This window comes from Herbaspirillum sp. C7C2, assembly GCF_022627865.1.
GTDB lineage: Bacteria > Pseudomonadota > Gammaproteobacteria > Burkholderiales > Burkholderiaceae_D > Herbaspirillum > Herbaspirillum frisingense.
In genome coordinates this window covers 96,645-116,273 of the sequence record NZ_JABXGI010000015.1, presented here as the reverse complement: position 1 = coordinate 116,273, position 19,629 = coordinate 96,645, and the positions used below count along the sequence as shown (strand labels likewise).

The 19,629-nt window shown below is 64.1% G+C and carries 16 protein-coding genes; 12 read left to right on the top strand and 4 right to left on the bottom strand.

From position 1 onward, the window contains the following. Window positions 1–341: 341 nt before the first annotated feature. Both HWE04_RS17830 and HWE04_RS24480 read left to right on the top strand, forming a co-directional pair. Window positions 342–1,730 carry an 8-oxoguanine deaminase gene (locus HWE04_RS17830; RefSeq protein WP_241813250.1) on the top strand — a complete coding sequence of 463 codons (1,389 nt, stop codon included), beginning with the start codon at window positions 342–344 and terminating at the stop codon, window positions 1,728–1,730. Between the two features lie 24 nt (window positions 1,731–1,754). Beyond that, window positions 1,755–3,311, top strand: a complete 1,557-nt coding sequence (locus tag HWE04_RS24480; RefSeq protein ID WP_274620166.1) for a methyl-accepting chemotaxis protein — start codon at window positions 1,755–1,757, stop codon at window positions 3,309–3,311. 60 nt (window positions 3,312–3,371) lie between these two features. Here HWE04_RS24480 and pyk read toward each other — a convergent pair whose 3' ends face one another. The 4 genes from pyk to gcl form a co-directional block, all read right to left on the bottom strand. After that, on the bottom strand, window positions 3,372–4,790 hold the full coding sequence (gene pyk, locus HWE04_RS17815) for a pyruvate kinase (RefSeq protein WP_241813249.1): 1,419 nt from the start codon (window positions 4,788–4,790) through the stop codon (window positions 3,372–3,374). Between the two features lie 195 nt (window positions 4,791–4,985). After that, on the bottom strand, window positions 4,986–5,873 hold the full coding sequence (locus HWE04_RS17810; protein WP_077236362.1) for a 2-hydroxy-3-oxopropionate reductase: 888 nt from the start codon (window positions 5,871–5,873) through the stop codon (window positions 4,986–4,988). A gap of 59 nt (window positions 5,874–5,932) precedes the next feature. Continuing rightward, window positions 5,933–6,721, bottom strand: a complete 789-nt coding sequence (hyi, locus tag HWE04_RS17805; protein ID WP_241813248.1) for a hydroxypyruvate isomerase — start codon at window positions 6,719–6,721, stop codon at window positions 5,933–5,935. 11 nt (window positions 6,722–6,732) lie between these two features. Continuing rightward, on the bottom strand, window positions 6,733–8,508 hold the full coding sequence (gcl, locus tag HWE04_RS17800; protein ID WP_241813247.1) for a glyoxylate carboligase: 1,776 nt from the start codon (window positions 8,506–8,508) through the stop codon (window positions 6,733–6,735). A gap of 160 nt (window positions 8,509–8,668) precedes the next feature. Between gcl and HWE04_RS17795 the strand changes: the two genes are divergently transcribed. From HWE04_RS17795 to HWE04_RS17755, 10 genes are all read left to right on the top strand, one after another. After that, window positions 8,669–9,598 (top strand): LysR family transcriptional regulator, encoded by a 930-nt coding sequence (locus HWE04_RS17795; protein ID WP_241813246.1) that lies wholly within the window; start codon window positions 8,669–8,671, stop codon window positions 9,596–9,598. 210 nt (window positions 9,599–9,808) lie between these two features. Then, on the top strand, window positions 9,809–9,931 hold the full coding sequence (locus HWE04_RS24475; protein ID WP_256385241.1) for a hypothetical protein: 123 nt from the start codon (window positions 9,809–9,811) through the stop codon (window positions 9,929–9,931). Further along, window positions 9,928–11,229 carry an NCS2 family permease gene (locus HWE04_RS17790; protein ID WP_077236358.1) on the top strand — a complete coding sequence of 434 codons (1,302 nt, stop codon included), beginning with the start codon at window positions 9,928–9,930 and terminating at the stop codon, window positions 11,227–11,229. The genes HWE04_RS24475 and HWE04_RS17790 overlap by 4 nt, the downstream gene beginning before the upstream one ends. Window positions 11,230–11,552: 323 nt before the next feature. Beyond that, window positions 11,553–13,028, top strand: coding sequence for a xanthine dehydrogenase small subunit (xdhA, locus tag HWE04_RS17785; RefSeq protein ID WP_241813245.1), 1,476 nt, complete (start codon window positions 11,553–11,555; stop codon window positions 13,026–13,028). A gap of 44 nt (window positions 13,029–13,072) precedes the next feature. Then, window positions 13,073–15,442, top strand: coding sequence for a xanthine dehydrogenase molybdopterin binding subunit (gene xdhB / locus HWE04_RS17780; protein WP_241813244.1), 2,370 nt, complete (start codon window positions 13,073–13,075; stop codon window positions 15,440–15,442). A gap of 22 nt (window positions 15,443–15,464) precedes the next feature. Further along, window positions 15,465–16,529: a xanthine dehydrogenase accessory protein XdhC gene (gene xdhC, locus HWE04_RS17775; RefSeq protein WP_241813243.1), complete on the top strand. Its 1,065-nt coding sequence runs from the start codon at window positions 15,465–15,467 to the stop codon at window positions 16,527–16,529. A 199-nt stretch (window positions 16,530–16,728) separates the two neighbouring features. After that, on the top strand, window positions 16,729–18,027 hold the full coding sequence (gene guaD / locus HWE04_RS17770; protein WP_241813242.1) for a guanine deaminase: 1,299 nt from the start codon (window positions 16,729–16,731) through the stop codon (window positions 18,025–18,027). Window positions 18,028–18,246: 219 nt separating this feature from the next. Further along, entirely contained in the window at window positions 18,247–18,456 is a 210-nt protein-coding gene (locus HWE04_RS17765; protein ID WP_241813241.1) for a hypothetical protein, read from the top strand. Then, entirely contained in the window at window positions 18,457–18,642 is a 186-nt protein-coding gene (locus HWE04_RS17760; RefSeq protein WP_241813240.1) for a hypothetical protein, read from the top strand. Then, entirely contained in the window at window positions 18,642–19,625 is a 984-nt protein-coding gene (locus tag HWE04_RS17755) for a type II TA system antitoxin MqsA family protein (protein WP_241813239.1), read from the top strand. The genes HWE04_RS17760 and HWE04_RS17755 overlap by 1 nt, the downstream gene beginning before the upstream one ends. Window positions 19,626–19,629 lie beyond the last annotated feature (4 nt).

The following is a 19,629-nucleotide window of genomic DNA, read 5'->3' as shown; positions in this document are numbered from 1 at the left end:
GCGGGAACCCTCCGCAGGAGGGCTGGCTCTTGGGGGCCGTTTTCTTTGCTTACTTTCTTTGGCGGGCCAAAGAAAGTAAGCGGCTGCCGGGCCGTCCCCGGCGCTCCCCTGCGACCGAAGAAAGATAGAAATTAAGCCAGGGCGAAGGAAGAAATCCCATGCAGACTACCCGATACCCGAACATCCAACAGAACAAGGCATTAAAGAAAGTTTAATCCTCCTAGCAACAACATCGACGCAGCGTTAATAGGGCAAGAAAAGGACTCCCCCCTGTCACCTGCGTCGACCCGCAAGCAAGCCAATCCAACAGAAACAAGGAACCCAAGAAGGAGTCCAGCAACATGCAACACAAGCCAAACAGCAAGACCCTGCTGATCAGGAACGCCCGCGTGCTCGTCACCATGAACGACACCCGCGAAGAAATCCCGCAAGGCGCCATCTACATCCGCGACAACGTGATCGAACAGGTCGGCAAGAGTGCCGACCTGCCGCAGCAGGCCGATGAAATCATCGACGCCACCCACCATGTCGTCATCCCCGGCCTGGTCAATACCCACCACCACATGTACCAGAGCCTCACGCGCGTCATCCCCGCCGCGCAGAATGGCGAACTGTTCAACTGGCTCACCAACCTCTACCCGATCTGGGCCGGCCTCACCCCCGAGATGATCCAGGTCTCCACGCTCACCGCCATGGCCGAGCTGATCCTCTCCGGCTGCACCACCAGCAGCGACCACCTCTACATCTACCCCAACCAGACCCGCCTGGACGACAGCCTGGAAGCCGCGACCCAGATCGGCATGCGCTTCCACGGCGCCCGAGGCGCCATGAGCGTAGGCCAATCCAAGGGCGGCCTGCCGCCGGATCGCGTGGTGGAAGACGAAGAAGCCATCCTCAAGGACAGTCGCCGCCTCATCGAGACCTATCACGACCCGGCGCGTCACGCCATGCAGCGCATCGTGGTCGCCCCCTGCTCGCCCTTCTCGGTCTCGCGCGACCTGATGCGCGAAGCCGCCAATCTGGCCCGCCACTACGGCGTCTCGCTGCACACCCACCTGGCCGAGAACGTCAACGACATCGCCTACAGTCGCGAGAAATTCAACATGACCCCGGCCGAATACGCCGAGGACTGCGGCTGGGTCGGCCACGACGTCTGGCACGCCCACTGCGTGCAACTGGATGATCACGGTATCGATCTCTTCGCCCGCACCGGCACCGGCGTGGCGCATTGCCCCTGTTCCAACATGCGCCTGGCCTCCGGCATCGCCCCCATCCGCAAGATGCTGGACGCAGGCGTGCCGGTCGGACTGGGGGTGGATGGCAGTGCCTCCAACGACAGCGCCCACATGCTGGGTGAAGTGCGTCAGGCCATGCTGCTGCAGCGGGTAGGATTCGGCCCGGACGCCATGACGGCACGGCAGGCGCTGGAGATCGCCACCCTGGGTGGTGCGAAGGTATTGAATCGGGATGACATCGGCGCGCTCAAACCCGGCATGTCAGCCGATCTGGTGCTGTTCGACACGCGCCAGCTGGCCTTTGCCGGGGCGCTGCATGACCCGGTGGCCGCGCTGGTGTTCTGCACCCCGGCCAATGTGGACTACAGCATCATCAACGGCCGCGTGATCGTGCGCGAGGGGCAATTCACCAGCATCGATCTGGGGGTGGTGCTGGAGCGGCACAACGCCCTGTCGCTGCAACTGGCTGAAGCGGCCCGCTCATCGGCCCACTAACCCACCCTCACTCCGGAGTCGAACATGCGTATCTCGGACATGAAGATCGGCGCCCGCCTGGCGCTGGGTTTTGGCGCAGTCATGGTGCTCCTGCTGGCCATCGCCATACTCGGCAACCTGCAACTGGGACGACTGGCCGATGGCATCGGCCTCATCGTCAAGGACCGCTATCCCAAGACGGTCATGGCCAACACGGTACAGATCCAGGTCAACAAGATCGCCCTGGATATCCGCGACATCCTGCTCACCAGCGACCCCGAGCGCATCAAGGCCCTAGCCGCCGATGCCACGGCGGCCGACCGCAAGATGAACGAATACCTGGCCAGGCTGCAGCAAGTGGCACGCACCGAGGAAGACAGGCGATACGTGGAAGCCGCTATCGCGGCACGCCAGGCCTACGTTCCCGCGCGCGACCAGCTCATGGCCCTGGCCATGGCGGGTCGCACCGATGAAGCCCGTGCCTTCCTGCCGCAGCAATTCATGCCGGTGCAGATCAAGTACTTCATTGCGCTCGATGCCATGTTCGACTACCAGGGTGGTCTGATGGATGCGGCCGGCGAAGCAGCCACCCGGGATTCGGCCAGTGCCCGTCTACTCATCAACAGCCTGGCCGTGGTCGCTCTGCTGCTGGCTACCGCAGTCGCATGGCTGGTCTCGCGCAGCATCTCGCGCCCGCTCGGCCATGCCGTGGGCGTGGCACGGCGGGTGGCCGAAGGCGACCTGTCCACGCAGGTGGAAGTCACCTCGCGCGACGAGACTGGCGAGCTGATGGCGGCCCTGAAACTGATGAATGAGAACTTGCGCAACATCGTTGGTCGCGTGCACCAGGGCAGCAATACGATCCACCATGCCGCCGGTGAAATCGCCAGCGGCAACCTGGATCTCTCGGCCCGCACCGAGCAGCAGGCGGGCTCCCTGGAAGAAACCGCCTCGGCCATGGAAGAGCTGACCACCACCGTCAGACAGAACGCCAACAACGCCCGTCAGGCCACGCAACTGGCCAGCACCGCCTCCGGCATCGCGGTACAGGGCGGGAGCGTGGTGCATCGGGTGGTCGATACGATGGCTGACATCAATGCGTCCTCACGGCAGATCGTGGACATCATCGCGGTCATCGACGGCATCGCCTTCCAGACCAATATCCTCGCGCTCAATGCTGCCGTGGAAGCCGCGCGTGCCGGCGAACAGGGACGCGGCTTTGCGGTGGTGGCCTCGGAGGTGCGCTCGCTGGCCCAGCGCAGCGCCAGCGCCGCCCGCGAGATCAAGACCCTGATCCATGACTCGGTGGGCAAGATCGAAAACGGCAGTACCCTGGTGCAGCAGGCCGGCAGCACCATGGAGGATGTGGTGGCCAGCGTGCAAAGGGTCAACACCATCATCGCCGAGATCAGCCGGGCCAGCCAGGAGCAGAGCACGGGCCTGGAAGAAATCAACCGGGCCATCACCCAAATGGACGAATCGACCCAGCAGAACGCGGCCCTGGTGGAACAGGCCGCCGCCGCCGCCCAGTCCATGCGCGACCAGGCCGTGCAGTTGCAGGATGTGGTGGGGGTGTTCAAGCTGGCGCCAGCGCACCCATGAAAGAAAGCCGTTCAGCATGATGCTGAACGGCTTCTCCGGCCGTCATGATGGTTATCCGGCCTATCCCCACACCTCCGCCACCCGCAACAGATTGGTACTCCCCGGCTGCCCGAAGGGCATGCCGGCAGTGATCGCAATCTGATCTCCCTTGCGCGCAAATCCCTCCCGCACCGCTGCCTGGCAGGCAGCACCGACCAGCTGGCTTTCGTCGTGCATCTGTTCGCTGATGGTGGAATGCACGCCCCATACCAGCGCCAGCCGTCGGGCTGTCGTCAGTTGCGGGGTGATGCAGAGGATGGGCGCGGACGGGCGTTCGCGGGCGGCGCGCAGGCTGGTATGGCCGGAGCTGGTGTAGGTCACCGTGGCGCTGGCGCCGAGGATACCGGTGACGTCGCGCAGGGCGGCGCAGATGGCGTCCGGGCGGTTGCGTTGCGGGGCCGCGTACTGGGCCTGCATCAGCGTGCGGTAGAGCGGGTCTCGCTCCACTTCGGTGATCACCCGATCCATCATCGTCACCGCCTGCACCGGGTAGTCGCCATGGGCCGATTCGGCCGAGAGCATCACCGCGTCCGAGCCATCGTAGATGGCACTGGCTACATCCGAGACTTCTGCGCGGGTGGGGACCGGGGCGCTGATCATGGATTCCAGCATCTGGGTGGCGATCACGACCGGCTTGCCCTGCTGGCGGCAGGCACGCAGGATGCGCTTTTGCGTGCCCGGCACGCATTCCGGGGGCAGCTCCACACCGAGGTCGCCGCGCGCCACCATGATGGCGTCCGAGACGTCGACAATCTCTTCCAGCCGGTCCAGCGCGGCAGGCTTTTCCAGCTTGGAAAGAATGGCCGCGCGGCCTGCAACCAGGCTGCGGGCTTCCTTCACATCTTCAGGACGTTGTACGAAGGATAGTGCGATCCAGTCCGCGCCCATGTCCAATGCGAAATCGAGGTCGCGCCGGTCCTTGGCGGTCAGTGCGGGAATCGGCAACACCGCATCCGGCACATTGACGCCCTTGCGGTCGGACAGCACGCCGCTGTTGACCACGCGGGTAAGGATGCGGGCGCCATCGCTGGAGTCGACCTGCAGCCGCACCTTGCCATCGTCGATCAACAGGCTTTGCCCGGGTCCGATGACCTCGAACAATTCCGGATGCGGCAGGCATACCCGGTGAGCATCACCAGGGGTCGCATCGTGGTCCAGCACGAAGGCCTGCCCGGCCTCGACACTCACACGGCCTTGGGCGAACTGGCCGATGCGCAGCTTGGGGCCTTGCAGGTCGGCCAGGACGGCGATGGGACGGCCCACTTCCTGCTCCACCTGGCGCACGATCTGGTAGCGGGCGTGATGGTCGGCGTGGCTGCCGTGACTGAAATTGAAACGGAACACGTCGGCACCCGCCTCGAAGAGGGCGCGGATCATTTCCGGCGTGGCACTGGCGGGGCCGAGGGTGGCGACGATTTTGGCCTGGCGTTGGCGGCGCATGAACATCCTCTTTAAATTGTTTTGATCATTAAAAAGCCGTTCGGACTGAGTAGATCCGAAGGATCGTATCGAAGGCGCTCTCACGTCTGCGCGCCTTCGATACGCCGCTTGCGCGGCTACTCAGTCCGAACGGGATGAGGTATGCCAGGACCATCATCATCCCTGGCCGCACCTCATGCTGGCAGCGTCAACTGCTCACGCCTGGGCAATCTCATGGTTGGACATGATCTCCACGGCGCGGCACAGCGCCGAGTGATCCAGTCCGCTCAGGCCATGGGCGGCGCAGGCATTCATCAGCTCCTGCGCGGTGGCGGTGTTGGGCAGGCTGATGCCCAGCGCCTTGGCGCCCTGCAAGGCCAGGTTCAGGTCCTTCTGGTGTAACTCGATGCGGAAGCCCGGATTGAAGCTGCGCTTGACCATGCGTTCGCCATGCACCTCCAGGATGCGCGAGGCGGCGAAGCCCCCCATGAGCGCCTGACGCACCCGGGCCGGATCGGCACCGGCCCTGGAAGCGAACAGCAGTGCCTCGGCCACGGCCTGGATGTTCAGGGCCACGATGATCTGGTTGGCGACCTTGGTGGTCTGGCCGTCACCGTTGCCGCCGACCAGGGTGATGTTCTTGCCCATCAGTTCGAACAGGGGCTTGACGTCGTTGAAAGCCGATTCCGATCCGCCGACCATGATGGTCAGCGAGGCGGCCTTGGCGCCGACTTCGCCACCCGAGACCGGTGCATCCAGGTACTGGCAACCCAGGGCGTTGATCTTCTGCGCGAACTCCTTGGTGGCGATGGGCGAGATGGAACTCATGTCGACCACGATCTTGCCGGGCGAGAGGCCTTCGGCCACGCCCTTTTCGCCGAACAGCACAGCCTGGACGTGCGGCGTGTCCGGCACCATGACGATGACGATGTCGGCGCGCTTGGCCACTTCCGCGCCCGAGGTGCAGACGGTGGCGCCGCCTTCCAGCAATCCCGCCGGCGGGTTTTTCTGGTCATGCAGGTAGAGCTTGTGGCCGCCTTGTTGCAGCTTGTCCGCCATGGGTGCGCCCATGATACCCAGGCCGATGAATCCGACTTTTGCCATGCTGTGTCTCCTCAAGAAAAGATGAAATCCTGCTTGCGCGCACTTGCGCATTCACGCCCTCACGCGTGCTGCAAGCCGTGTTGCGCCATCCAGCCCAGGCCGGCAACGGTGCCGGCCTGCGGTTTGTATTCGCAGCCGATCCAGCCGCGATAGCCGATCTCCTGCAGCCAGCCGAACAGGTAGCGGTAATTGATTTCGCCGCTGCCGGGCTCGCCGCGCCCGGGGTTGTCGGCCAGTTGCACGTGGCCGATCAGGGAAAGGTTGGCCTTGAGGGTGTTGGCCAGTTCGCCCTCCATGCGCTGCATGTGATAGATGTCGTACTGGACGAAGAGATTGTCCGAGCCGGTGGCCAGGATCAGCTCTACCGCCTGGCGCGTGGTGTTGAGGAAGAAGCCGGGGATGTCGAAATGGTTGATCGGTTCGATCAGCAGGCGGATGCCCTGCTCCTTGAGCTTGCTGGCGGCGTACTTGAGATTGCCCACCAGCACCTCGCGGGCGGCCTCGCGCGAGACACCCGGTGGCAGGATGCCGACCAGGCAGTTCAGCTGCGGCACTTCCAGCGCCTTGGCATAGCGGATCGCCTCATCGACACCGGCGCGGAACTCGGCCACCCGGTCCGGGTGGCAGGCAATGCCCCGCTCGCCCGCATCCCAGTTGCCGGCTGGCAGGTTGTGCAATACCAGTTGCAAGCGATGGGTGCGCAGCTGGTCGGCGATCTGCTGCGGCGTGAAGGCATACGGGAACAGGAATTCCACGCCCTTGAAACCGGCATCGGCCGCAGCCTTGAAGCGTTCCAGGAAAGGCTGTTCGGTGAACAGCATGGTGAGATTGGCAGCAAGTCGGGTCATCGTGGCTCCTCTTAGTCCAGCAGGCTGATGGCGGTGGGGGCATCCTCGGCGCGCTCGGCCAGGGCTTCGAATTCGTTGATGGCATCGATCTCGGTGCCCATGGCGATGTTGGTGACGCGCTCCAGGATGATTTCCACCACCACCGGCACGCGATACTCGGCCATCCAGCGCTGCGCCTGGGCCAGCGCATCCTGGATGCCATTGGGGTCGGTCACGCGGATGGCCTTGCAGCCCAGGCCCTCGACGACGGCCACATGGTCCACGCCATAGCCCTGCAGTTCGGGGGCGTTGATGTTCTCGAAGGCCAGCTGCACGCAGTAGTCCATCTCGAAGCCGCGCTGGGCCTGGCGGATCAGGCCGAGGTAGGAGTTGTTGACCAGCACGTGCAGGTAGGGCAGCTTGAATTGCGCGCCCACGGCGAGTTCTTCGATCATGAACTGGAAGTCGTAGTCGCCCGAGATGGCCACCACCTTCTTCTGCGGATCGGCCGCCACCACGCCCAGTGCGGCGGGGATGGTCCAGCCCAGCGGACCGGCCTGGCCGCAGTTGATCCAGTGGCGGTCCTTGTAGACATGCAGGAATTGCGCGGCGGCGATCTGCGACAGGCCGATGGTGGCGACGTAGCAGGTATCGCGGTCGAAGGCGCGGTTCATTTCCTCATAGACGCGCTGCGGCTTGACCGGTACCTCGTTGAAATGGGTGCGCCGCTGCAGGGTCTTCTTGCGCTGCTGGCACTCGGTCAGCCAGGCCGAGCGGTCAGGCAGGCGGCCCGCCGCCTTGAGTTCACGTGCCACCTCGACGAACAGATTCAGTGCGGCGCCGGCATCGCTGACAATGCCATAGTCGGGGCCAAAGACGCGGCCGATCTGGGTCGGTTCGATATCGACGTGGACGAACTTGCGGCCCTTGGTGAAGACATCGATGGAGCCGGTATGGCGATTGGCCCAGCGATTGCCGATGCCGAGCACGAAGTCCGAGGCCAGCAGCGTGGCATTGCCATAGCGGTGGCTGGTCTGCAGGCCGACCATGCCGGCCATCTGCGGGTGATCGTCAGGGATGGCGCCCCAGGCCATGAGCGTGGGGATGACCGGCACGCCGGTCAGTTCGGCAAACTCCACCGCCAGCCCGGCAGCGTCGGCATTGACCACGCCGCCGCCGATGGTCAGCAGTGGACGTTCGGCGGCGTTGAGCATCTCCAGGGCCTTCTCGATCTGGGCGCGGGTGGCGGCGGGACGATAGACAGGCAGCGGCGCATAGGTATCCGGGTCGAAATCGATCTCGGCCATCTGCACATCGAAGGGCAGGTCGATCAGCACCGGCCCCGGGCGGCCCGAGCGCATCAGGTGGAAAGCCTGCTGGAATACGCGCGGCACCTGGGCCGGCTCGCGCACGGTCACGGCCCACTTGGTGACGGGCTTGGCGATGGACTCGATGTCCACGGCCTGGAAGTCTTCCTTGTAGAGCCGCGCACGCGGGGCCTGGCCGGTGACGCACAGGATGGGAATGGAATCGGCCTGGGCCGAATAGAGGCCGGTGATCATGTCGGTGCCGGCAGGCCCCGAGGTACCGATGCACAGGCCGATGTTGCCGGCCCTGGCGCGGGTATAGCCCTCGGCCATGTGGGAGGCGCCCTCCACATGGCGCGCCAGAATGTGTCCGATGCCGCCGTGCTTTTTGAGGGCCGAATAGAAGGGGTTGATGGCCGCGCCCGGTACGCCGAAGGCCTGCAGGCAGCCCTCCTTGACCAGTACATGCACTGCCGCGTCGACTGCTCTCATCTTTGCCATGCTCGTTCTCCAGATGTCCGTTGGGATGGTGTTGATCTCTGGAGGCCATGCTAGTCATTACAAATCCGGATGATAAGTATCATCAGAATCCACTGATTACTTACCAAAAGTATGGAAACATAGAAAAAGTATTGAATTACACTGCAGCCAGGAGGAATTGATGGACAAACTCAAGCAAATCGAAGCCTTCGTTTCGGTGGTGGACAAGGGCAGCCTGGCCGCCGCCGCGCTGGAAGAACAGGTCACGCCGGTGATGATGGGGCGGCGCATCGATGCCCTGGAAAAGCGCCTGGGGACCAAGCTCATGCACCGGACCACGCGCCACCTGACGCTGACCGAGCAGGGCAGCGTCTTCCTGGATCACTGCCGCAAGCTGCTGGAACAGATGGACACGGCCGAAAAGAGCGTGGCCGAAGGGCGTCACAAGGCCACCGGCCACCTGGTGGTCTCTACGCCTGCCGCCTATGGCCGGCTGCATGTGGCGCCGCATGCCCCGACCTTCCTGGCGGCCCACCCGGAGGTGCAGATCTCCTTCAACCTGACCGATCGCGTGGTGGATCTGGTGCGCGAGGGCTATGACCTGGGCATCCGCATCGGCGGCGCCATTGAGCCCAGTTTCGTGGCCGTGCGCCTGGCCAGCAACCGCCGCGTGGTCTGCGCGGCGCCGGATTACCTGCATCGCCACGGCATCCCGCGCACGCTGGACGACCTGGCGCGCCATAACTGCCTGGCCTTCAATCTGCAGGGCGGCCAGCAGCGCGGCTGGTATTTCCAGCAGAATGGCAAGCCGGTCATCATCAAGGTACAGGGCAAGCTGGATTGCAACGATGGCGAACTGCTGCACCGCTGGGCCAGCGAAGGGCTGGGACTGGCCTGGCGCTCCACCTGGGAAATCCAGGCGCAACTGGCGTCAGGCGAGCTGGTGACGGTGCTGGACGACTACGCCCTGCCCCACTACGACATCATGGCGGTCTACCCGCAGCAGCGGCACCTGCCGGCCAAGACGCGCTTTTTCATCGATTACCTCAAGGACGTCTATGCCCAGCCGGACTACTGGAACCGGGCACGCAGTCCGGCCCGAACGGCCTGAGGCGAAAGCCGAAAAGCGGGCGTTCCCGGATGCAATCCGACAACAGTGGCAAAATCTCGGTCCTGGCGGCAATTTGCGACGATCGATTGCTTACCCGTATGCCGACAATGCAATGCAACAAAATCCGCCTGCCAGGCGGGTTTTCCGCCAATCCGACCGTTATAACCCCAGCCCAATAATGGCTATGCCCCGGCCCTTACATCGCGCATCATGAAATTCAACGACATTACGAACGCTGCCAAGACAACAGCAACGCCCACTTTCTGCCTGCCACCGCTGCAGGCGGGTTTTCCGGCGCATAAAAAAGGACCCAACGGAGACAACCCACAATGAACGCCCTGAACAGATTCTTCCGCCTGGAAGAAAACGGCACCACCGTGCGCACCGAGCTGCTGGCCGGGCTCACCACCTTCCTGACGATGGCCTACATCATCTTCGTCAATCCCTCCATCCTGGGGGACGCCGGCATGCCCAAGGACTCGGTGTTCGTCGCCACCTGCGTGGCCGCTGCCGTGGGCACGCTCATCATGGGCCTGTACGCCAACTACCCCATCGGCCTGGCACCCGGCATGGGGCTCAATGCCTACTTCGCCTATGCCGTGGTCAAGGGCATGGGCTTCCCGTGGCAGGCCGCGCTGGGCGCGGTGCTGATCTCGGGCTGCCTGTTCCTGCTGGTGAGCGTGCTGCGCGTGCGCGAGTTGATCATCCAGAGCATTCCGCGCTCCTTGCGCACGGCCATCCCGGCCGGCATCGGGCTGTTCCTGGCGATCATTTCGCTCAAGAGCGCCGGCATCGTCGCCGCCAATCCGGCCACCTTCGTGACCCTCGGTGACCTGCACCAGCCGGCGCCGGTGATGGCCGTCATCGGCTTCCTGGTGATCGTGGCGCTGGACCGCCTGAAGGTGCGCGGGGCGCTGCTGATCGGCATCCTGCTGGTGACGGTGCTGTCGTTCGTCTTCGGCGGCAACCATTTCTCGGGCATCTTCGCCGCACCGCCCTCGATTGCGCCGACCTTCCTGCAACTGGATATCAAGGGCGCCATTTCCATGGGCCTGATCAATGTGGTGCTGGTGTTCTTCCTGGTGGAACTGTTCGACGCCACCGGCACCCTGATGGGCGTGGCCACCCGCGCCGGGCTGATGAAGGACGGCAAGATGGCGCGCCTGAACAAGGCCCTGATGGCCGACAGCACGGCCATCGTCGCCGGCTCCCTGCTGGGCACTTCGTCCACCACCGCCTACATCGAGAGCGCCGCCGGCGTACAGGCCGGTGGCCGTACCGGCCTCACCGCCGTGGCCATCGCGGTACTGTTCCTGCTGTGCCTGTTCATCGCACCGCTGGCTGGCGTGGTACCGGCCTATGCGACGGCACCGGCGCTGTTCTTCGTGGCCTGCCTGATGCTGCGCGAACTGGTGCACATCGACTGGGACGACACCACCGAATGCGTGCCGGCCGTGATCACGGCGCTGGTGATGCCCTTCACCTATTCGATCGCCAATGGCCTGGCACTGGGCTTCATCAGCTACGCCGGCCTGAAGCTGCTCACCGGTCGCGCCCGGGACGTGTCGGTGGTAATCTGGATCATCGCTGCGATCTTCCTGTTCAAGATCATCTACCTCGGTGGCGAATGAGCGCATGCAGCGTCATGAAGTAGTCTGAACCATCGAAGAGGCGGCCCGCAACGACAGGGGCTGCCTCTTCGGGATCGTGACAAGAGGGAACCCGACAATCGTCCGCAACAATAGGCTGCGGACAATCCGTTTCCTCTTTTGACGACCCCGGCACGTTTCTTGAATGCCATCTGGCCACGGGAGACACCACAGGCCGGCCGCCGCCCCGAGCGGACATGCCGCCTGAAAGCAGATCCAATAATAAGAAGCACGCCCCACGATACGCCCTGGAGCGCGCCATAAAGCAGTCTGTTTTGTAGACAATCCATATTGAGTAAAGCCAAATGCCAGAGACCATCCGCCCCATCCAGTTCTACTTTCGCGGCCAGACCCACGAAGTAGCAGGCCAACCCACGACCCGCACCGTTCTGCAGCATCTGCGCGAAGACCTGCATTGCACCGGCACCAAGGAAGGCTGTGCCGAAGGCGATTGCGGAGCCTGCACCGTGGTGGTGGGCGAGCTGCGCAATGATCAGCTGGAGCTCAAGACGGTCAACTCCTGCATCCAGTTCCTGCCCACCCTGGACGGCCGGGCGCTGTTCACCGTGGAAGACCTGAAGCAGGCCGATGGCTGCCTGCATCCGGTACAGCAGGCCATGGTGGAATGCCATGGCTCGCAGTGCGGCTTCTGCACGCCGGGTTTCGTGATGTCGCTGTGGGGCCTGTACCTGAAGCACGACCAGGACGGCGTCACGCCGACCAAGCGCGAGATCGATGACGCCCTTTCCGGCAACCTGTGCCGCTGCACCGGCTATCGCCCCATCATCGATGCGGCACGCCGCATGGGCGAACTGCCCAAGGTGGATTTCGACCGTGACGCCGTCAAGACCGCGCTACGCGCCATCGACCGCGACGCGCCGCTGGCCGTGACGCATGGCGGCCAGACCTTCCACGCCCCACGCACGCTGGCGCAGCTGCTGCAGTTGCGCGCCGAGCTGCCCAAGGCGCGCATCCTGGCCGGTTCCACCGATGTGGGCCTGTGGGTGACCAAGCAGATGCGCGAGCTGGGTGACATCCTCTACATCGGTCGCGTGGAAGAACTGCGCGCCATGTCCGTGCAGGATGGCATGCTGGAGATCGGTGCCGGCGTCTCGCTGGAGGACGCCTACGCCGAAGCGGCCCGCCACTATCCGCAAGAGCTGTCCGAACTATGGCAGCGCTTTGCCTCCATGCCGGTGCGCAACGCCGGCACCCTGGGCGGCAATATCGCCAATGGCTCGCCCATCGGCGACTCCATGCCCTGGCTGATCGCGCTGGGTGCGCAGATCGTGCTGGCCGGCGTGGACGGTCAGCGTGTCATGCCGCTGGAAGACTTCTATCTGGCCTATCAGAAGTCGGCCCTGCAAGCCAACGAGGTGGTGCAGGCCGTACGTATTCCGCTGCCCGGCAAGGAGGTGCGTTTCCGCGTGTACAAGCTCTCCAAGCGCTTCGACCAGGATATCTCGGCGGTCTGTGCTGCCTTTGCCCTGCGCATGGACGGTGACATCGTGACCGAAGCGCGCATCGCCTTCGGCGGCATGGCCGCCACGCCCAAACGCGCCGCACAGGCGGAGGCACTGTTGCAAGGCAAGGTGTGGGACGAGGCACAGGTACGCGCCGCCATGGCTGCGCTGGCCCAGGATTACGCGCCGCTGTCGGACATGCGTGCCAGCGCCGCCTATCGCCTGCGCACCGCGCAGAACCTGCTCTATCGCTATTGGCTGGAAACCCGCAGCGAGGCGCCGCTGACGCGCCAGGACGTGCGCGCCTTCGCGGCGTGAATGCATCGCGTACAGCCTATCGACAGAATCCGCAGGAGAACAGCATGAACAAGCAAAGCGAACAATTCCTCAATACTCTGGTACAACCGCCCCAGGACTGGGCCACCGTAGGCAAGCCGCATCCGCATGAATCGGCCCTGCTGCACGTGACCGGCGAAGCCACCTACACCGACGACATCGTGGAACTGCAGGGGACCCTGCATGCGGCCCTGGGCCTGTCGCAGAAGGCCCATGCCAGGGTGCGCGCCATCGACCTGGACAAGGTCAAGGCGGCCACCGGTGTGGTCGCAGTCTTCACCGCAACGGACATTCCGGGCGAGAACGAATGCGGGGCCATCATCCACGACGATCCGGTGCTGGCCGATGGGCTGGTGCAATACGTGGGTCAGCCGATGTTCATCGTGGTGGCCGACAGCCACGACCATGCGCGCCGCGCCGCGCGCCTGGCGGTGGTCGATTACGAAGAACTGCCGCCGGTCCTGACGCCACGCGCCGCCCATGCCGCGCAATCCTATGTACTGCCGCCGATGCACCTGTCGCGCGGGGAACCGGCGGTGGCCCTGGCGCTGGCACCGCACAAGCTGCGCGGCCAGTTCGATGTGGGCGGACAGGAGCAGTTCTACCTGGAGGGGCAGATTTCCTATGCCATCCCCAAGGAGGGGCGCGGCATGCACGTGTACTGCTCGACCCAGCACCCCAGCGAGATGCAGCACCATATCGCCACCGTGTTGAAACTGGCCTCGCACGATGTGCTGGTGGAATGCCGGCGCATGGGCGGTGGCTTCGGTGGCAAGGAATCGCAATCGGCGCTGTGGGCCTGCGCCGCTGCCGTGGCGGCGGCGCGCCTGCGTCGTCCGGTCAAGCTGCGCGCCGACCGGGACGACGACATGATGGTCACCGGCAAGCGCCACTGCTTCGCCTACGACTATGAGATCGGCTATGACGACAGCGGACGCATCCTGGCGGCCAAGATCGACATGATCTCGCGGGCCGGTTTTTCGGCCGACCTGTCCGGCCCGGTGGCCACGCGGGCGGTGTGCCACTTCGATAATGCCTACTACCTCTCGGACGTGGAAATCCACGCCATGTGCGGCAAGACCAACACCCAGTCCAATACCGCCTTCCGCGGTTTCGGCGGACCGCAGGGGGCGCTGGCCATCGAGTACATCATCGACGAGATCGCCCGCAACCTGGGGCGTGATCCGCTGGAGATCCGCCGCAACAATTTCTACGGCCCCAGCGATGAAGAAGGGCCGGCGGCGCGCAACGTCACCCACTATGGCCAGAAGGTGGAAGACAACGTCATCCACGGCCTGGTGGACCAGCTGGAAAAGAGCAGCCGCTACCAGGAGCGGCGCCGGGCGATCGCCGACTTCAATGCCGGCAATACGGTGCTGAAGAAAGGCCTGGCACTGACGCCGGTGAAGTTCGGCATTTCCTTCAACGTGCCGCACCTGAACCAGGCCGGTTCGCTGGTGCACGTCTATACCGATGGCTCGGTGCTGGTGAACCACGGCGGCACGGAGATGGGGCAAGGGCTCAATACCAAGGTGGCGCAGGTGGTCGCCCATGCGCTGGGCGTGCCGCTGGAGCAGGTGCGCTGCACCGCGACCGACACCAGCAAGATCGCCAACACCTCGGCCACCGCCGCCTCCACCGGCAGCGACCTCAACGGCAAGGCTGCGCAGGATGCGGCCCTGCAGATCCGCGAACGGCTGGCCCAGGTGGCGGCCCGGCATTTCGGCGTGGACGCATCGGCCATCCGCTTTGCCGATGGGCTGGTGATGGCCGGCGAGCAATCGATCGCCTTCGTCGAACTGGTGATGCAGGCTTACCTGCAACGGGTGCAGCTGTGGTCCGATGGCTTCTATTCCACGCCCAAGGTGCATTGGGACGCCAAGCGCATGCACGGCCATCCCTTCTTCTACTTCGCCTATGCGGCGGCGGTGTCGGAAGTGGTGATCGATACCCTGACCGGGGAGTGGAAACTGCTGCAGGCCGACCTGCTGTACGACGCCGGAGAGAGCCTGAACCCGGCGCTGGACATCGGCCAGGTCGAGGGTGGCTTCATCCAGGGCATGGGCTGGCTGACCACCGAGGAACTGTGGTGGAACAAGGACGGCAAGCTGATGACGCACGCCCCCTCGACCTACAAGATCCCGGCCATCTCGGATTGCCCGGAAGCCTTCCGCACCGAGCTGTATCGCAACAGCAATGTCTCCGACACCATCCACCGCTCCAAGGCAGTGGGCGAGCCGCCGCTGCTGCTGCCGTTCTCGGTGTTCCTGGCCATACGCGATGCGGTCTCGGCAGTGGGTGGGCATCGCGTCAACCCGCCATTGCGTGCACCGGCCACCAGCGAGGCCATCCTCGATGCGGTCGATGCGGTCCGCGCGGCCGCAGCGGTGCAGTAAGCCAGACCCTCGGAGAGCGATCATGACGACATGGCTAGCCGCCTTGCGCCGCATGCAGCAGAGCAGCACACCGGCCGTGCTGGTGACTGTGGCGCAGATCCAGGGTTCGACACCGCGTGAATCGGGGGCGCGCATGCTCTACACCGCCGATGCGCAGTTCGACACCATCGGCGGCGGCCACCTCGAATGGCGCGCCGCGCAGATCGCACGTGCCATGCTGCTGGCCAATCCTGACCAGCTGGATGGGCAGCGGCGGCTGGAGCGCATCGCACTGGGTCCCAGCCTGGGACAGTGCTGCGGTGGCGTGGTGTTTCTCTGTTTCGAACGGATCGCCAGCGATGCCGAGGCATTGCGGCTGTGGCGGGCACTGGAGCAATCATGGACCAGGGGAAATGACCGGTGGCGGGCCTTGCCACTGGACCATGCCGAGCCCATGCAACTGCTGCAACCTGATGGCACGCAGCACACGCTGCAGGACATGGCGCGTACAGCAAGCCAGACGCAGCTGGTGCGCGACCAACAGGGCCGCCGCTGGCTGCTGGACCTGTGCCGTGCGCACCAGCCGCAGGTGGTGCTGTTCGGCGCCGGCCACGTCGGCGCGGCCATCGTCAAGGTCTTGTCCACGCTACCCTGCCGGGTGCTATGGGTGGATGAGCGGGAAGACATGTTCCCGCCCGGCTTGCCGGTGCAGATCAGCACCGAAGCCACCGACGTGCCCAATGCCGCGGTGGACATGGCCGAGCCGGGTGCGTACTATCTCGTGATGACCCACAGCCACGCCCTTGACCAGCAGTTGACCGAACGCATCCTGAAACGCGGGGATGCGGCCTGGTTCGGCCTGATCGGGTCGATCACCAAGCGCCGGCAGTTCGAACATCGCCTGGCCGAACGCGGCTTCAGTGCGCAGCAGCTGGAACGCATCACCTGCCCCATCGGCATTCCCGGCATCTACGGCAAGGAACCGGCCAGCATCGCCATCGCGGTGGTGGCCCAACTGATGCAGTTGTGGGAATTGCGGTCCCGCCAGCCGGCCGCGCAACGCTATCCCTCTTCCCTGGTCACACACGCTCTGGACGGCAGAGGCTGAAGGAACACCCTGCCGTCACCCTCCGGAAATCCACGTCACCGGTCCTGCTCCAGGCGCCAGACACGATCGGATTTCCCCATCGATTCCACCCTATCCCTGTACGGAAAGCATCTTCACGTCTGTGCCTTCCAGTATGATGAATATTGAATCGACGGTCTGCGCCCAATGAGCGCCAGGCCGCCTGCAACGAGGAAATACCATGAGCCCATCCCTGCAAGCCTACCGCGCCAGCCTGCTGTACTTCAGCAACGATCCCGCCTTCGACGAACACGCCACGCACTGGCACAGCGACGGCCTGCTGCTGGTCCAGGACGGCAAGATCCAGGCCGCCGGCGACTATGCCGCGCTGGCCGCCAGCCTGCCACCTGGCACCGCCATCGAGGACCTGCGCGGCAAGATCCTCTGCCCCGGCTTCATCGATACCCACGTCCACTACCCGCAGACCGACATCATCGGTTCCCCCGCGCCAGGGCTGCTGCCCTGGCTGGAGAACTACACCTTCCCGGCCGAACGTCGCTTCCAGCAGCCCGAGCATGCGGCCGAAGTGGCCGATTTCTTCCTCAGTGAACTGCTGCGCAATGGCACCACCAGTGCGGCGGTGTATTGCACCGTGCATCCGCAGTCGGTGGACGCCTTCTTCAGCGCCAGCCATGCGCGCAACCTGCGCATGGTGGCCGGCAAATGCCTGATGGATCGCAATGCCCCCGATTTCCTGCGTGACACGGCCGAGAGCGGCGTACGCGAGAGCGAGGCGCTGATCCAGCGCTGGCACAACAAGGGACGCCAGCATTACGCCATCACCGTGCGTTTCGCACCGACGTCCACGCATGCGCAGATGAAGCTGGCCGGTGAACTGGCGGCGCAGTATCCGGATGCGTATATCCAGACCCATGTGGCCGAGAACACCGACGAAGTGAAGTGGGTCAAGGAGCTCTACCCCGACGCGCGCAGCTACCTGGATGTCTATGACGGCTACGGCCTCATGCGCCAGCGCGCCCTGTATGCACACTGCATCTGGCTGGACGACCAGGACCGCGCGCGCATGGCGGCCACGCAGTCGGCTGCGACCTTGTGCCCGACGTCCAACCTGTTCCTGGGCAGTGGCCTGTTCGACTTTGCCCGCGCCGACGCGGCACGGGTACCGCTGTCGCTGGCGACCGATGTCGGTGGCGGCACCAGCTTCTCGATGCTGCAGACCATGAACGAGCTGTACAAGGTGGCCCGCATGGGCGGCACCTATCTGCCGGCGCAGCGCATGTTCTACCTGGCGACACTGGGTGGCGCACGCGCCCTGCAACTGGAGGGGACCATCGGCAGCTTCACGCCGGGCTGTGACGCCGACTTCGTCGTCCTCGATCCACAGGCCACCCCCCTGCTGGCGCGCCGCAGTGCGACCACCGACAGCCTGGAAGAACAGTTGTTCGCCCTGGCTATCCTGGGGGACGACCGCGCCATCGCCGCGACCTATTCGGCGGGGGTGAAGGTGCATCAGCGCTGATCGCTTTACGTCAGCACGCCATCGTGTGGCCCGGCTTGCCCTTGCGGTGAGCCGGGCTTTTTTTGCGTCTGCCTTTTTCTTTATCTTTTTCCAACTTTTTCGTGACCACACGGACGCTGATTGATGGAGCATCCAAAGCTCAAATGTATCTACTGAGCAACATCATTTGATATGCAATAACCAATAACTTATCAATTGATTTATATTGGAGCCCATACGATGTCTGCCTCCCGCTTGCAGGTCCAAGGTTTTCTCAACCAGTTGTCTGCCATCAACCCGAAGGAAATCATCCTTTCGCGCCAGCGCAAGACGTTGGATTTCCTGGATGAACTCGATTTCGACATGCGCGACGTGATCATGGCGCTCAGACAACTGCGCGTGGAAGATTACAGCTATGGCCCGAATCAGAACGACTGGGGTGCGGGTTGAGTGTGGCACTTCGGCAAGGCCGTCATCCAGTGGGTCGATGAGGAACAGGTAGTACGGCGGGTGTACATCAAGCTCTGCCTGGCAGTCAGCAAGGATGGCCGCAAGACCACCTGCATGTCCTTCCATCCCCCTGAGAGGACGATGACCTTTCCCTTCTCCAAGCCCCCCGTTCAATGGAGCGTCTGATGGACAACAAGCTTTTCGATATCTGCCCCAACTGTGCCGGCGAAGGCACGGTACAGGCCGTGAGTACGACCGAAATCCGGACGGTGAACAAGGAAGCCTTCGAGGTTCCGGTGAACTATTTCGCCTGCCAGCGCTGCGGCGAAAGTTTCCAGACGATGGAGATGGACGACAGCCTGGCCCTGGCGCGCGATCTGTATCGCGACAAGCACGGCATGGTCCGGCCGGCGCAACTGACGGCGTGGCGCAAGTCGCTCGGACTGTCCCAGGTCGAACTGGCGGCCGTACTCGGCTGGGGCGTGGCGACCGTCAGTCGCTACGAGAACGGCAAGCTGCAGTCCGATGCCCATGACAAGGCCATGCGCATGGCCATGAGCTCGGCCGAGACCGCCATGGAACTGGTGCGCACCGCCGCCGACCTGGCACCGCAGGTGCGTTCCCGCCTGCTGGCTGATCTCGAAACGAAGGCCGCCGCCCAGGCGCTGGAAAAAGCCTTCCTGACCAGCGTGCGTACTGCACCGGCCGAGGGCATCCACCTGGAGAAGTTGGGACAACTGGTGCTGCTGCTGAGCGAACCGGAAGGCGTCTTCGTCACGAAACTCAACAAGCTGCTGTTCTACAGCGACTTCAGTTTCTATAAGCAACGGGGACGCAGCCTGTCCGGACTGGCCTATGAACGCCTGCCGTATGGGCCGGTGCCTTCGGCGTTCCGGCTGCTGTTCTCGCTGCTGGAACAACGTGGCCTGATTCGCCAGGTGGAAGTGAAGGTAGGCACCACCGAGGGAACACAGGTCCTGCCGCTGCTGGCGTCGGACCGGAACTGCTTCGATGAAGAGGAACTGGCCCTGCTGCTCGATATCAAGAAGCGCTTTGCCAGGATGACGGGCAACGATATCTCGGAAGCCTCCCACCGGGAACAGGCCTGGATCGCCACACCGATGGGCATGACGATCGCCTACCAGCACGCGGCCGCATTGAGCTTCTGAGCTA